Here is a 12,787-nt window from a genome sequence, read left to right on the forward strand (position 1 = left end):
CCTGATCCCGGACGGGCGGGGACCGCCTCCGGTCAAGCCTGATCCCGGACAGGCGGGGGACGGGCTCCGATCAGACCTGATCCAGGACAGGCGGGAGACAGACTCCGATCAGGCCTCATCCCGGACAGGCAGCGACGGCCTCCGATCAGACCTGATCCGACTCCGCGTCCGCCCACAGGGAGCGGACGTGGCCGAGGTGGCGGCGCATGCAGGCCTCGGCGCCCGCCGCGTCACCGGCGATCATCAGGTCGAGGAGCTCGACGTGCTCCTCGGCGGAGGAGACGAGCTTTCCGGCCTCGTCGAGGCCGGTCAGACCGTAGAGCCGGGAGCGCTTGCGCAGGTCTCCGACGGTCTCGACGAGCCGCTCGTTCCCGGAGAGGGCGAGCAGCGCGAGGTGGAAGCGGCGGTCCGCCTCCAGATACCCGATGAGGTCGTGCTCGCGGGCGCGGGAGACGATCTCCTCGGCGACCGGGCGCAGCTCCTCGAGCTGCTCCGGGGTGGCCAGGCGGGTGACCCGGGCGATGGTGGGGACCTCGATGAGCGTGCGGAGCTCGGTGTACTGGTCGAGGTCCCGCTCGCTGACCTCGGTGATGCGGAAGCCCTTGTTGCGGACGGGCTCGACCAGGCCCTCGCGGGCCAGGTCGAGCATGGCCTCGCGGACCGGGGTCGCGGAGACGCCGAGGTCGCTCGCGAGCCCGGGGGCCGAGTAGACCTGTCCGGGGCGCAGTTCCCCGGCGATCAGGGCGGCGCGAAGGGCGTGGCCGACCTGGTCGCGCAGGCGTTCCTGCGCTCTGACGAGGCCGTACTGCTTCAGGTCACCCATCGTGCGTCCTCCGAGAAGTCACGGGGGAGCATCGTACAATGTCACGTTTCTCCAGTGGTCGGCCCTGCGGTGGCTCAGAGCAGGAATCCGGCGGGGAACGGGTCCTCGGGGTCGAGGAAGTACTGGGCCGTGCCGGTGATCCAGGCGCGGCCGGTGACGGTCGGGACGACGGCGGGGCGTCCGCCCACGGTCGTCTCGCCGACGATCCGCCCGGTGAACTCGGTTCCGATGAAGGACTCGTTGACGAAGTCGGTGTGCGGGGCGAGCAGTCCGCGCGCGTGCAGCTGGGCCAGGCGGGCGCTGGTGCCCGTTCCGCACGGGGAGCGGTCGAACCAGCCGGGGTGGATGGCCATGGCGTGGCGGGAACGGGTCGCGTCGGAGCCGGGGGCGGCCAGGTAGACGTGCTTCACCCCGGCGAAGGCCGGGTTCTCGGGGTGGACGGGCCGGTCGGGGCCGGCGTTGACGGCGTCCATGACGGCGAGCCCGGCGGCGAGGAGCTCGTCCTTGTGGGCGCGGTCGAACGGCAGGCCCAGGGAGTCGAGGTCGACGAAGGCGTAGAAGTTTCCGCCGTACGCGAGGTCGTAGGTGACGGTGCCGTACCCGGGCACGTCCACCTTGAGGTCGAGCCCCACGGAGAAGGCGGGAACGTTCGTGAGGGTGACGGAGCGGGCCCTGCCGTCCTCGACCCGGACGTCGACGCTGACGAGCCCGGCCGGGGTGTCGAGGCGGACGGTGGTGACCGGTTCGACGACCGGCACCATGCCCGTCTCGACGAGGACCGTGGCGACGCCGATGGTGCCGTGACCGCACATCGGCAGCAGTCCGGACACCTCGATGTAGAGCACGCCGTAGTCGGCGTCGGGGCGGGTGGGCGGCTGGAGGATCGCGCCGCTCATCGCCGCGTGGCCGCGCGGCTCGTACATGAGGAGGGTGCGGACGTGGTCGAGGTGCTCGGCGAAGTGGAGCCGCCGCTCGGCCATGGTGGCGCCGGGGATGATCCCGAAGCCGCCGGTGATGACGCGGGTGGGCATGCCTTCGGTGTGGGAGTCCACCGCGTGGTAGACGTGACGGGTGCGCATGGGGTCCCCTTCTGGTGAGTGAGTGACGGGCGCTGCGCGAGACCCTCGGCGAGGACTTCCTCCGGGGCGGCGCGCACGACGGAGGGCGCTACGCGAGGCCCTCGGCGAGGGCCTTCTCCGTGGCGGCGCGCACGACGGCCTCCTGCCCGGGCGTCAGCGGGAGGCGGGGCTGCCGGGTGGCGCCCCCGGGGTGCCCCGCGAGGTCCATGGAGAGCTTGATCGCCTGGACGAACTCGGTCCTGGAGTCCCAGCGGAAGAGCGGGTGCAGCGAGCGGTAGAGCGGCAGCGCGGCGGCGAGGTCGCCGGCGACGGCGGCACGGTAGAGCGTGACGCACGCGCGCGGGAGGGCGTTGGGGAAGCCGGCGATCCAGCCGACCGCGCCGGCGAGGGCGAGTTCGAGGAGGACGTCGTCGGCGCCGACGAGCAGGTCGAGGCCGGGGGCGAGCTCGGCCAGCTCGTAGGCGCGGCGGACGTCGCCGCTGAACTCCTTGACGGCGACGATGTCGCCGTCGGCGTACAGACCGGCGAGGAGGCCGGGGGTGAGGTCGACCTTGGTGTCGAAGGGGTTGTTGTACGCGACGACGGGCAGTCCCGCGCGGGCGACCTCGGCGTAGTGGGCGCGTACGGACCGCTCGTCGGCCCGGTAGGCGTTGGGCGGGAGCAGCAGGACGGACCCCGCGCCCGCCTCGGCGGCCTGCTCGGCCCAGCGGCGCGCCTCGGCGCTGCCGTACGCGGAGACGCCCGGCATGACCCTGGCCCCGTCCCCGGCCGCTTCGACGGCGGTACGGACGACCTGGGCGCGTTCCTGGTCGGTGAGGGTCTGGTACTCGCCGAGGGAGCCGTTCGGGACGACGCCGTCGCAGCCCTCGGCGATCAGCCGGGCCACGTGCCGCGCGTAGGCGTCGTGGTCGACGGTGCCGTCCTGGCGGAAGGGGAGGGCGGTGGCGACCATGATCCCGTGCCAGGGGTGGGCGCGGGGCGCGGGATGCGCGGGGACGTGCGCGTGGGCCATGAAGGACTCCCTTGTGTGGTGTGTGACATTTTATTGATGGGGGCGAGGTGCACAAGGGTCCCGGACGCGCGCAGTTCTGACACACGATCAGGCCATTCGGGCGAGCTCGGCCCACCCCGGGGAAGATCGGCCCCGGCCGTCCCGGATGATCGAACGCATGCTCGTCCCCTCTGTCGCCGTACTCGCCCTGGCCGTGGTCCTCGCGGGGGCCGTCGCCCGGCCCTTCCGCCTCCCCGAGGCGGCCTTCGCCGTCCCCGCCGCCGGCGTCGTCCTGGCCGTGGGCGCGGTCACGCCCCAGGCCGTACGCGAGGAGGCCGAGCGCCTCGGGCCGGTGATCGGCTTCCTCGCGGCGGTCCTCGTCCTCGCCAAGCTCTGCGACGACGAGGGACTCTTCCACGCCTGCGGCACCTGGATGGCCCGCTGGGCCCGCCGCCGCCCCACACGGCTGCTCGGCGCCGTCTTCGGGCTCGCCTCTCTGATCACCGCCGCCCTGAGCCTGGACGCGACGGTCGTCCTGCTGACCCCGGTCGTCTTCGCGACCGCCGCCCGGATGGGGGCCCGGCCCGGACCGCACGCCTACGCGAGCGCGCACCTGTCCAACACGGCCTCGCTGCTCCTGCCCGTCTCGAACCTCACCAACCTGCTCGCCTTCACCGCCACCGGGCTCGGCTTCACCCGCTTCGCGCTCCTGATGCTGCTCCCCTGGCTCACCGCCATCGCGGTGGAGTACGGGATCTTCCGCCGCTTCTTCGCCCGCGACCTCGCCGCCCCGGCCGAACCCGTCGAGCCGCCGGAACCCGTCGAGCTCCCTCTCTTCGCCCTGTGCACGGTGGCCGCGACGCTCGTCGGATTCGGCGTCGCCTCGGCGACCGGGGTCGACCCGGCCTGGGCGGCCGCGGCGGGCGCCACGGCCCTCGCCGTGCGCGCCCTGGCCCACCGCCGCACCACGCCGCGCGCGCTGGTCCGCTCGGCGGCGCTGCCGTTCCTCGCGTTCGTCCTGGCCCTGGGCGTGGTCGTGCGCGCCGTCGTCGACCAGGGCCTCGGCACGGCGCTCGCCCACGTCCTCCCCGACGGCACCTCGCTCCCGGCCCTGCTCGGCACCGCCGCGCTCGCCGCGGTCCTGGCCAACCTGATCAACAACCTGCCCGCGACCCTGGCCCTGGTGCCGCTGGCAGCGCCCTCGGGACCGGGCGCGGTGCTCGCGGTGCTGCTCGGGGTGAACATCGGCCCCAACCTCACGTACGCCGGTTCGCTCGCCACCCTGCTCTGGAGGCGTATCGCGCACGACCACGACCACCCCGTCGCCCTCGGCGAGTTCACCCGCCTCGGCCTGCTCACGGTCCCGGCCGCCCTGACCGTCTCGACGGTGGCCCTGTGGGGCTCGCTCCAGCTGCTGGGGTGACCCGAAGCGCCATCTGCCGTACACCGGGAACCCCGGGCGCCGCTGCTACGTTCTACAAGTCCGTAGAAGTATCCGACCGGGCAGCCGGCCGGAACGAGCGACGTCTGGAGCACTCATGGCCCTGTGGGACCGCATCAAGGAATCCGCATCGACGATGCAGACCCAGCTGGTGGCGAAGAAGAACGACCTGAAGAGCGGCGCCTTCCGCGACGCGAGCATGGCCATGTGCGCGCTGGTCGCCGCCGCCGACGGCACGATCGACCCCGCCGAGCGCCGCCGGGTCGCCGAGCTCATCGCGGGCAACGAGGTGCTGCAGAACTTCGACGCGCTCGACCTCCAGCGCCGCTTCGACGCCAACCTGGACAAGCTCACCGCCGACTTCGACTTCGGCAAGGTGAGCGTGCTCCAGGAGATCGCCAAGGCGAAGAAGAAGCCGGCCGAGGCCCGTGCCGTCGTCCAGATCGGCATCGTCATCGGCGGCGCCGACGGCGACTTCGACAAGACCGAGCAGGCCGTGGTCCGCGAGGCGTGCTTCACCCTCGACCTGCCGCCCCACGAGTTCGACCTCTAGGCGGTACGGACCCCTGGCCGGTCGGTCGGTCCGGCCCCCGGCCGGTCAGTCGGTCCGGACCTCCGGCCGGTCAGTCGGTGCGGGAGGGCTCGCCCCGGGTGGCCAGATCGTCGTACGGAGCGGGAGGGGCGGGCGGGGAAGCCGGGGCGGGCCGTACGGTCGGCGAGGCTTCCCCGCCGCTCCCCTCCGCTCCCCCGTGCCGCCACCGCGTCACCGCGGCCGCGACCGGCTCGGTGAAGCGGGCCGTGAGAGGACCGACGACGACGAGGATGAGCACGTACGCGGTGGCGAAGGGGCCCATCTGGGGCTGCACCCCGGCGGACACGGCGAGCCCGGCGATGACGATCGAGAACTCGCCGCGCGCCACCAGCGTGCCGCCCGCCCGCCACCGCCCCTTCACACCGATCCCGGCACGGCGCGCGGCCCAGTACCCGGTGGCGATCTTGGTCAGTGCGGTGACGACGGCCAGGGCGAGCGCCGGGAGGATGACCGGCGGAATGCTGGACGGGTCGGTGTGCAGGCCGAAGAAGACGAAGAAGACCGCGGCGAACAGGTCACGGAGCGGGCTCAGCAGGGCGTGGGCGCCTTCGGCGACCTCGCCGGAGAGCGCGATGCCGACGAGGAACGCGCCGACGGCCGCGGACACCTGGAGCTGCTGGGCGACACCGGCGACCAGCAGGGTCAGGCCGAGGACCACGAGGAGCAGCTTCTCCGGGTCGTCGCTGGAGACGAAGCGCGAGATCAGGCGTCCGTAGCGGACGGCGACGAACAGCACCGCCCCGGCCACGCCCAGCGCGATCGCGAGCGTCGCGCTGCCCGCGGCGAGGCCCACACCGGCGAGCAGGGCCGTGATGATGGGCAGGTAGACGGCCATGGCCAGGTCTTCGAGGACCAGGATGCTGAGGATGACCGGGGTCTCCCGGTTGCCCAGCCGGCCGAGGTCGCCGAGCACCTTGGCGATGACGCCGGACGAGGAGATCCAGGTGACGCCGGCCAGGACGACGGCGGCGACCGGACCCCAGCCGAGCAGCAGCGCGGCGGCCGCGCCGGGCAGGGCGTTGAGCGCGAAGTCGACGAGCCCGGCGGGGTACTGGGTCTTGAGGTTGGAGACGAGATCGCTCGCGGTGTACTCCAGGCCGAGCATGAGCAGCAGGAGGATCACCCCGATCTCGGCGCCGATCGCGACGAACTCCTCGCTCGCGCCGAGCGGCAGGAGGCCGCCCTTGCCGAAGGCGAGCCCGGCGAGGAGGTAGAGCGGGATCGGGGAGAAGCGGAAGCGGCCGGCGAACCGCCCGAGCAGACCGAGACCGAGGATGATGGCGCCGAACTCGATCAGGAAGACCGCGGAGTGCACGCCCCTCACTCCTGACCGAGGATCGCGGCGGCCGCGTCGACGCCCTCGCGGGTGCCGATGACGATGAGCGTGTCACCGCCGGCCAGCCGGAAGGCGGGCGTCGGGGACGGTATCGCCCCGGAGCGGCGCAGGACCGCGACGATCGACGCGCCGGCCTCGGTACGCATGCGGGTCTCGCCGAGCACGCGGCCGTTCCAGTACGAGTGGGTGGAGAGCTCGATCCGCTCGGCGACCAGGCCCAGGTCCGTGGTGTGCAGGACGCTCGGGCTGTGGTGGGCGGGCATCAGCGCGTCGATCAGCGAGGCGGTCTCCGCCTCGGTGAGGTGCAGGGACTGGGCGCAGGCGTCGGGGTCGTCGGCCCGGTAGACGTTGACCGTGCGGGTCCCGTCGCGGTGGGCGATGACCGAGAGGTGACGGTGCTCCCGCGTGGTGAAGTCGTACTGGACGCCGATGCCGGGCAGGGGTGTCGTTCTCATCCGCGGAGCAGGCACAGGCCCGTCCCTCCCTGGGTGTCGTGGTGGGTGGTGTCGGGGCATCGTGTCATCCGCCAGGAGCCTCGGAACATGGGTGTCGGCACGGATGGACAGGACCCTGGCACACTGGTCAGGATGAGGCGGGGACATGGGTCCCGCCGCAGGTCAGAGGACATGAGTGGGGTTGCGGGCGAGCAGGAGGAGAGAACGGTCGTGTCGCTGTACTGGCGCCTCTTCCTGCTGAACGCCTCGGTCCTGGTGGTCGCCGTGCTGCTGCTGTTCGGTCCCGTCACGGTCTCCACGCCCGTCCTCCTCGGCGAGGCGGTCGTCCTGCTGGCCGGCCTGCTCGTGCTGCTCGTCGCCAACGCCGCCCTCCTCCGCGTCGGCCTGGCGCCCCTCCAGCGCCTGACCCGGGCGATGCGTGCGGCGGACCTGCTGCGGCCGGGCCGGCGCGCGGCGGTGACGGGGCACGGCGAGATCGCCGACCTCACCCGTACGTTCAACACGATGCTGGACCGCCTGGAGGCCGAGCGGGCCACGAGCACCGCGCGCGTGCTGTCCGCGCAGGAGGCCGAGCGGCGGCGGATCGCGCGGGAGCTGCACGACGAGGTCGGCCAGACCCTCACCGCCGTACTCCTCCAGCTGAAGCACACCGCCGACCACGCCCCCGCCGCGCTCCGGCCGGAGCTCCACCAGGCGCAGGAGACCACCCGGGCCGGCCTGGACGAGATCCGCCGCATCGCCCGGCGGCTGCGCCCGGGAGTCCTGGAGGAGCTGGGCCTGCACAGCGCGCTCAGGTCCCTGGCCTCCGAGTTCTCGACGCGCGGGCTGACCGTGCGGCCCCGCATCGACGCGGGGCTGCCGAAGCTCGGCCCCGAGACGGAGCTCGTGCTCTACCGGGTCGCCCAGGAGGGCCTGACGAACACGGCCCGGCACGCGGACGCGACCCGGGTCGAGCTGCGGCTGAGAGCCCTGCCGCACGGCGGGGTGGGCCTGCTGGTGCGGGACGACGGCCGCGGCATCGGCACGGCGCCCGAGGGCGCGGGCCTCCGGGGGATGCGGGAGCGCGCGCTGCTGATCGGCGCGGACCTGACGGTCGGCGACGGCGCGGAGGGCGGCACGGAGGTCCGCCTCGACACGACGAGCGACGGCCCGAGCCCGAGGACGAAGCCATGACGGCCCAGAACCCGCCCCACGACGCCGCGCCCACGGGGACCTCGGCGGCTACAGCCCCGGCCCTGGATCCCGCCCCCACTCGCATCCTCCTCGCGGACGACCACGCGCTGGTACGGGGCGGGGTGCGTCTCATCCTCGACGCGGAACCGGACCTCACGGTGGTCGCCGAGGCGGCGGACGGGGCGGAGGCCGTGACCCTGGCCCGCTCCCCGGACATCGACCTGGCCGTCCTCGACATCTCGATGCCGCTGCGCACCGGCCTCCAGGCGGCCCGCGAACTGAGCCGCCTCCGGCCCGAGCTGAGGATCCTGATCCTCACGATGTACGACAACGAGCAGTACTTCTTCGAGGCGCTGAAGGCGGGGGCGAGCGGCTACGTCCTGAAGTCCGTGGCCGACCGGGACCTGGTGGAGGCCTGCCGGGCGGCCGTACGGGACGAGCCGTTCATCTGTCCGGGCGCCGAGAAGGCCCTGATCCGCACGTACCTCGACCGGGCGGAGCAGGGCAGGCCGCTGCCGGACAGGGCCGTGACGGAACGCGAGGAGGAGATCCTGAAGCTCGTCGCCGAGGGCCACAGCTCCAAGGAGATCGGCGACCTCCTGGTCATCAGCCCGAAGACGGTCGAACGCCACCGGGCGAACCTGCTCCAGAAGCTCGGCATGCGCGACCGCCTGGAGCTCACCCGGTACGCGATCCGTGTGGGCCTGATCGAGCCGTAGGGCGGTCAGGGCCTGCCACCGCGCGACCGTTCGGGTCCGCGGCCGGGCCGGGCGGAGGGATCGCCGTACCCCCCATCCCGATCGGTACGGGGCTGCGCCGAAGGGTCGGGGACGGGGTCGGTCCGGCAGTACCGGGGAACGAGCTCCTCACCGCCGGCGGCGGCCACGAGGCGCTGCCGCGCGGCGGACTTCGACGCCTGTCCCCCCTTCTTCTCCTCGAAGGCGCGGCAGAGAGCCTCGCGGCTCCTGCCGGGGAGGTCCACGGGGTCCTTCTCGGGCCGCAGGGGCGCGGTCGTACCGGGAGCGGCGGACCGCGAGGCACTCGCGCCGACCCCGGCACCGGCGGTGGCGCCGGTCTCGTAAGGCGGCGTGGGGGCCGGGGCGGGCGCGGTGCGGGTGGGGCTCGGCCCGGGCGGCGGTACGGGGGTGCCGAGGAAGGGGTCGGGGAGGTCGCCGGTGGCGACGGCGACACCGCCCAGTGTCAGGCTCGCGACCAGCACCGCGAGGCCGGCCTTCAGGGAACGCCGGGGGCGCCGGGGGGCGGGGGCCGGGGTCCAGTCGTCGACGTCGCGGGTGGGCAGGGAGGTGTGGAGCCCCTCGTCCCGGGCGGCCCGGAAGGCGGCGAGGGCCGCCGCCTCCCCCGGGGTGGCGGCGTCGCCCCCGGCTCCGCGCTCGGCCCGCAGAGCGGCCCGCAGGAGCTCCCCCGGCTCGCTGCCGCTCAGCTCGTCAGGCATCCGTCACCTCCCTCTCTCCTTGAGCTGCTTCGCAAGTCGGTTCAATCCCCTATGTGCGGCGGACCGTACCGCACCGGGACGCTTGCCCAGCACTCGGGCGGCCGAGGGGCCGTCGAGACCGACGACGACCCGGAGCAGTACGGCCTCGGCCTGATCCCGCGGGAGGCCGGCGATGAGGGCGAGGGCCCGCTCCGTCGACAGCGCGTCCAGAGCCTCGCCGGCGGCGTCCCCTGTGGCGGGGAGCTCCGCCAGGTCCTGCTCGAAGGGGGCGGGGCGGGGCCGGGAGCGTACGCGCCGGAGATGGTCGAGGGCCCGGTGGCGGGCGATGGTCGCGGTCCAGGCGCGGAAGCCCGCGCCGTCGCCGCGGAACCGGCCGAGGTCCCGGGCCGTCTCCAGCCAGGCGTCGGAGGCGACGTCCTCGGCGTCCTCGCCGACGATCCCGCGCAGGTAGCCGAGCAGTCCGGGATGGACGATCCGGTAGACCTCGGAGAAGGCCTCCTCGTCCCCGCGCCGGGCCCGCTCGACGGCCGCTCCGAGCCGGGCGTCCCGAGCGGCGCCGGACTCCCCGGGCGACTCCGGACCGTGCGCGGTGGCGGACGCGTACCCCTTTTCCTCGCCCACCGACCTCTTCACACCCCGCACACCCAGGAACTCCACGTCCTCACGGAACAGCCGGAGGACGTCCATCCTGTCAGACCGTCAACAGGCCTTTCCCGACACGCTGTCCGGGACGCGGGCCAGGCCACGGCGCGAGCGGGCGGACCGCCGCCCGTGCAGGGTGAGGAAGTAGAGGTGCAGCGATTCCTTCGGGCCGATCTCGAAACGGTTCACGGTCCGGCCGAGCGGGTTCCACACGCGGCCGTCCGGCATCCGTACCGCGACGGGGTGCTCGAAGACGGAGCGCAGCAGGTGCCCGTCCGGCAGATCGACCCACACGGCCCCGGCCTCCCGCACCAGCACCTCCCCCACGTAGGCCCCGAGCCCGAGCAGCGCCCCGGCCACGCTCTCCCGCCCGGCACCGCCCTGCCGCAACCCGTCGACGATCCGGTCGACGACCCGCAGACTCCCCACGGAGTAGTCCAGGGGCAACCGCCCCCCGACCCGCTCCACGAACTCCGCGGCACACCCCTCCATACCGGCCGCACACAACACCAGGCTCTCGCAGTCCACCGAAGCCCACCCTTCCCCATAGAGGCGACGGAACCCACCGGCTGACCCAGCGCACCACCCCGGAGAAACATCACGGGCCACGGGCGTGACGCTGGTCACAGAGGCCCGGACGCGGGAGCCCGGCGTGCGAAGGGCCGCGTGCGGCGCTCGCGCGTACCGGTCCGGCGGCCGACGAACTCGCCGCCGATGAACGGGGCATCATCGGCGTACCTCTCGCTCCTCGGAACCGGCCCGCCACCCCGGTCTCGGCGCCGACGGAACGGGCGCCCGTCTCGAAAGGGAAGTGGAATGCACCAGGAAAGCCCGGCCCTCCCCTCGGAGGGCCGGCCGAGTCGCCATGTCGTCGAGGTCACCGGCGGATCCCCCGGACAGTGGACGTTCGACGTGCTCGATCAGGACCGGTGGTCCCGCCTCACCGAGGAGGAACGGAAGGCCGCGCGTCACAGGGCCGTCAAACGGCGGCAGAACCGCCGCCGTTCCCGACGGATGCGGGATAACGGTCCACGTGACCGCTACACGCCGGAGCAGATCGGGGACCGCGACGCATGGCGCTGCGTGATCTGCCACGGCGCGGTGAAGCGCGAGTACCGGGCACCGCACCCCTGCACGGCCAGCGTCCACCACCTCGTGGAGGTCGCGGCGGGCGGCACGGACACCCTGGACAACGTGGCTCTCGCCCATCTCTTCTGCAACAGCGACGCCTCCGCCTGGGGCCAGAAACCGCCCGCCGAGGCCCGTAGGAGGCTGGCGGACCGCGTCCTCCACGGCGCACACGGTCCGGGACGACGCGACCGGACTCCGGACGCGACCGCGGTGACCCTGGCGGCAGAGATCATGTCCGCCTAGCGCGGCCCCACGGCCGGTGCGACGCACTCACAGGGGCAGCCCCTGTCCGCCGAGGCGCATGTCGACTCCGTTGAAGGCGGCGGGAGTTCGAGGCACACCCTTATCCGACTATCGCCACGGAAGCGGGCATCGACCACTTATTCTCGGACCTCACGCAGCGGCCACGGCCCCGTCGCCCCGCCTCGACTCGCCCCGGATACAGGAGCGCCACCGACCATGAGCAACCCGCAGGACCCGCGGCAGCCCGATCGGCTCCCCTCTGAGTACGAGCTCGACGCATGGCACGCCGTTCAGGAGTTCAAGGGGCGCACCCTCTCGCGCACGATGAGGAACGCCGGCGAAGCGATGGGCAACGGCGTCGCGGAACTCGGCAAGCGGGCCGCGAAGAAGCTGGAGAGCCACCCGCGGGCCAGGTCGACGGTCGCGCGTGGACAGGAGTTCGCCGCCAAGGGAGCGCGGAAGGTCGGCGCCGGAGCCCGCGGAGTGGCCGACGCCATGCCGGACTGGGGCGGCACCGCCGTCCAGTCCCTGCGGAAGACAGTGGGACGGGTCTCGCGGGCGGGGCTGTCGCCGAAGCGCGTGGTGGCGCGCCACCAGAAGCACGGGCACGAGGTCGAGTCGCTGCGCGACGTGCGCCGCCTCGACCTGGAGCAGGTCGACGCGGTCCGTGGACGGGCGGCGAGTTGGTACCTTCCGGCGGCCGCGGCGCTCTCCGGAGCCACTGCGGGACTGGTGATCACCGGAGGGCAGGCCACCATCGCCGTCACCGCCGGTGCGGCGGCGGCGCCTTCGGGCGGGGCGATCGCGAGCGCCTTCCTCGCCGACACCGCGACCGTGCTGGGACTCGCCTCCCGCGCCGTGGGCCAGGTGTCGTTGTCCTACGGGTACGACCCCGAAGAGCCGGCCGAGAAGCTCTTCCTGATGTCGGTGGTCAACGTAGGAACGGCGAGCTCGGCCAGTGCCAAGAATGCCGCGATGGCCGACATCTCGCGCCTCACCCAGGCCCTGTTCCGTGGCAAGACCTGGAATGTCCTGAACGAGTCGCTGGTCAGCAAGGTCTCGCAGCAGTTCGCGAAGGCGTTCGGCTTCCGCCTCACCCAGAAGGGGCTCGGCAAGGCCGTGCCGGTGGTCGGGATCGCCGTGGGAAGCACCCTCAACTGGTCGACCCTGGAGGGGATCGTCGATGCCGCCGACATGGCGTACCGGCGCCGGTTCCTCCTGGACAAGTATCCGCATCTAGCCGACGAGGAAGCGTCCGACTGGTTCGCCGACACCGACCCGGACGTTCCGGACGGTGCCGACGAGGAGATCAGTCTGCTCGGGGAGATCGTCGTGGCGGGTGGACCCGACCTTCGCTGACCTTGTCCCGGCGGGGAGACCACGAGACGGCCCGGCACAAGCGCGGACCCGGCCAGGCCCCTCGGCCGT

General features: G+C 73.2%; 14 protein-coding genes. 6 read left to right on the forward strand and 8 right to left on the reverse strand.

The features are described 5' to 3' along the window. Positions 1-145 precede the first annotated feature (145 nt). From ACFV2S_RS07520 to ACFV2S_RS07530, 3 genes are all read right to left on the reverse strand, one after another. Positions 146-823 (reverse strand): GntR family transcriptional regulator, encoded by a 678-nt coding sequence (locus tag ACFV2S_RS07520; RefSeq protein WP_385555143.1) that lies wholly within the window; start codon positions 821-823, stop codon positions 146-148. A 74-nt stretch (positions 824-897) separates the two neighbouring features. Beyond that, on the reverse strand, positions 898-1,902 hold the full coding sequence (locus ACFV2S_RS07525; protein ID WP_383784185.1) for a proline racemase family protein: 1,005 nt from the start codon (positions 1,900-1,902) through the stop codon (positions 898-900). A gap of 88 nt (positions 1,903-1,990) precedes the next feature. After that, on the reverse strand, positions 1,991-2,914 hold the full coding sequence (locus ACFV2S_RS07530) for a dihydrodipicolinate synthase family protein (protein WP_385555145.1): 924 nt from the start codon (positions 2,912-2,914) through the stop codon (positions 1,991-1,993). 157 nt (positions 2,915-3,071) lie between these two features. Between ACFV2S_RS07530 and ACFV2S_RS07535 the strand changes: the two genes are divergently transcribed. Continuing rightward, complete coding sequence (locus tag ACFV2S_RS07535) at positions 3,072-4,316, forward strand: SLC13 family permease (protein ID WP_385555147.1); 1,245 nt, start codon at positions 3,072-3,074, stop codon at positions 4,314-4,316. 115 nt (positions 4,317-4,431) lie between these two features. After that, positions 4,432-4,887 carry a tellurite resistance TerB family protein gene (locus ACFV2S_RS07540; RefSeq protein ID WP_385555149.1) on the forward strand — a complete coding sequence of 152 codons (456 nt, stop codon included), beginning with the start codon at positions 4,432-4,434 and terminating at the stop codon, positions 4,885-4,887. Between the two features lie 70 nt (positions 4,888-4,957). Here the strand turns inward: ACFV2S_RS07540 and ACFV2S_RS07545 are convergent, their stop codons facing one another. Together ACFV2S_RS07545 and ACFV2S_RS07550 are read right to left on the reverse strand one after the other, a co-directional pair. Beyond that, positions 4,958-6,241: a cation:proton antiporter gene (locus tag ACFV2S_RS07545; protein WP_385555151.1), complete on the reverse strand. Its 1,284-nt coding sequence runs from the start codon at positions 6,239-6,241 to the stop codon at positions 4,958-4,960. Between the two features lie 5 nt (positions 6,242-6,246). Continuing rightward, positions 6,247-6,717 (reverse strand): cation:proton antiporter regulatory subunit, encoded by a 471-nt coding sequence (locus ACFV2S_RS07550; RefSeq protein ID WP_385555153.1) that lies wholly within the window; start codon positions 6,715-6,717, stop codon positions 6,247-6,249. Between the two features lie 171 nt (positions 6,718-6,888). Between ACFV2S_RS07550 and ACFV2S_RS07555 the strand changes: the two genes are divergently transcribed. Together ACFV2S_RS07555 and ACFV2S_RS07560 are read left to right on the forward strand one after the other, a co-directional pair. Beyond that, the gene (locus ACFV2S_RS07555) at positions 6,889-7,890 is read left to right on the forward strand and encodes a HAMP domain-containing sensor histidine kinase (protein WP_385555155.1); all 1,002 of its coding nucleotides are present in this window, start codon (positions 6,889-6,891) and stop codon (positions 7,888-7,890) included. After that, on the forward strand, positions 7,887-8,609 hold the full coding sequence (locus tag ACFV2S_RS07560; RefSeq protein ID WP_385555157.1) for a response regulator: 723 nt from the start codon (positions 7,887-7,889) through the stop codon (positions 8,607-8,609). The genes ACFV2S_RS07555 and ACFV2S_RS07560 overlap by 4 nt, the downstream gene beginning before the upstream one ends. 5 nt (positions 8,610-8,614) lie before the next feature. Here ACFV2S_RS07560 and ACFV2S_RS07565 read toward each other — a convergent pair whose 3' ends face one another. From ACFV2S_RS07565 to ACFV2S_RS07575, 3 genes are read right to left on the reverse strand one after another with little or no spacing between them, the layout of a single operon-like run. Then, positions 8,615-9,343 (reverse strand): hypothetical protein, encoded by a 729-nt coding sequence (locus tag ACFV2S_RS07565; protein WP_385555159.1) that lies wholly within the window; start codon positions 9,341-9,343, stop codon positions 8,615-8,617. Positions 9,344-9,346: 3 nt separating this feature from the next. After that, on the reverse strand, positions 9,347-10,030 hold the full coding sequence (locus ACFV2S_RS07570; protein WP_385555161.1) for an RNA polymerase sigma factor: 684 nt from the start codon (positions 10,028-10,030) through the stop codon (positions 9,347-9,349). A gap of 12 nt (positions 10,031-10,042) precedes the next feature. Further along, positions 10,043-10,477: a hypothetical protein gene (locus tag ACFV2S_RS07575; RefSeq protein WP_385555287.1), complete on the reverse strand. Its 435-nt coding sequence runs from the start codon at positions 10,475-10,477 to the stop codon at positions 10,043-10,045. A gap of 324 nt (positions 10,478-10,801) precedes the next feature. Between ACFV2S_RS07575 and ACFV2S_RS07580 the strand changes: the two genes are divergently transcribed. Further along, entirely contained in the window at positions 10,802-11,359 is a 558-nt protein-coding gene (locus ACFV2S_RS07580) for an HNH endonuclease (RefSeq protein ID WP_385555163.1), read from the forward strand. Between the two features lie 216 nt (positions 11,360-11,575). Continuing rightward, a complete protein-coding gene (locus ACFV2S_RS07585) occupies positions 11,576-12,718 on the forward strand; it encodes an EcsC family protein (RefSeq protein WP_385555165.1) in 1,143 nt (380 codons plus the stop codon). Positions 12,719-12,787: the final 69 nt, after the last annotated feature.

Source organism: Streptomyces sp. NPDC059695, from assembly GCF_042733785.1.
Taxonomy (GTDB): Bacteria; Actinomycetota; Actinomycetes; order Streptomycetales; family Streptomycetaceae; genus Streptomyces.

What these genes read in the sequence shown, in the direction of transcription:
- ACFV2S_RS07520 (WP_385555143.1), bottom strand. Translation starts at nt 823, where the DNA reads ATGGGTGACCTGAAGCAGTACGGCCTCGTCAGAGCGCAGGAACGCCTG.
- ACFV2S_RS07525 (WP_383784185.1), bottom strand. Translation starts at nt 1,902, where the DNA reads ATGCGCACCCGTCACGTCTACCACGCGGTGGACTCCCACACCGAAGGC.
- ACFV2S_RS07530 (WP_385555145.1), bottom strand. Translation starts at nt 2,914, where the DNA reads ATGGCCCACGCGCACGTCCCCGCGCATCCCGCGCCCCGCGCCCACCCC.
- ACFV2S_RS07535 (WP_385555147.1), top strand. Translation starts at nt 3,072, where the DNA reads ATGCTCGTCCCCTCTGTCGCCGTACTCGCCCTGGCCGTGGTCCTCGCG.
- ACFV2S_RS07540 (WP_385555149.1), top strand. Translation starts at nt 4,432, where the DNA reads ATGGCCCTGTGGGACCGCATCAAGGAATCCGCATCGACGATGCAGACC.
- ACFV2S_RS07550 (WP_385555153.1), bottom strand. Translation starts at nt 6,717, where the DNA reads ATGAGAACGACACCCCTGCCCGGCATCGGCGTCCAGTACGACTTCACC.
- ACFV2S_RS07555 (WP_385555155.1), top strand. Translation starts at nt 6,889, where the DNA reads ATGAGTGGGGTTGCGGGCGAGCAGGAGGAGAGAACGGTCGTGTCGCTG.
- ACFV2S_RS07560 (WP_385555157.1), top strand. Translation starts at nt 7,887, where the DNA reads ATGACGGCCCAGAACCCGCCCCACGACGCCGCGCCCACGGGGACCTCG.
- ACFV2S_RS07565 (WP_385555159.1), bottom strand. Translation starts at nt 9,343, where the DNA reads ATGCCTGACGAGCTGAGCGGCAGCGAGCCGGGGGAGCTCCTGCGGGCC.
- ACFV2S_RS07570 (WP_385555161.1), bottom strand. Translation starts at nt 10,030, where the DNA reads ATGGACGTCCTCCGGCTGTTCCGTGAGGACGTGGAGTTCCTGGGTGTG.
- ACFV2S_RS07575 (WP_385555287.1), bottom strand. Translation starts at nt 10,477, where the DNA reads ATGGAGGGGTGTGCCGCGGAGTTCGTGGAGCGGGTCGGGGGGCGGTTG.
- ACFV2S_RS07580 (WP_385555163.1), top strand. Translation starts at nt 10,802, where the DNA reads ATGCACCAGGAAAGCCCGGCCCTCCCCTCGGAGGGCCGGCCGAGTCGC.
- ACFV2S_RS07585 (WP_385555165.1), top strand. Translation starts at nt 11,576, where the DNA reads ATGAGCAACCCGCAGGACCCGCGGCAGCCCGATCGGCTCCCCTCTGAG.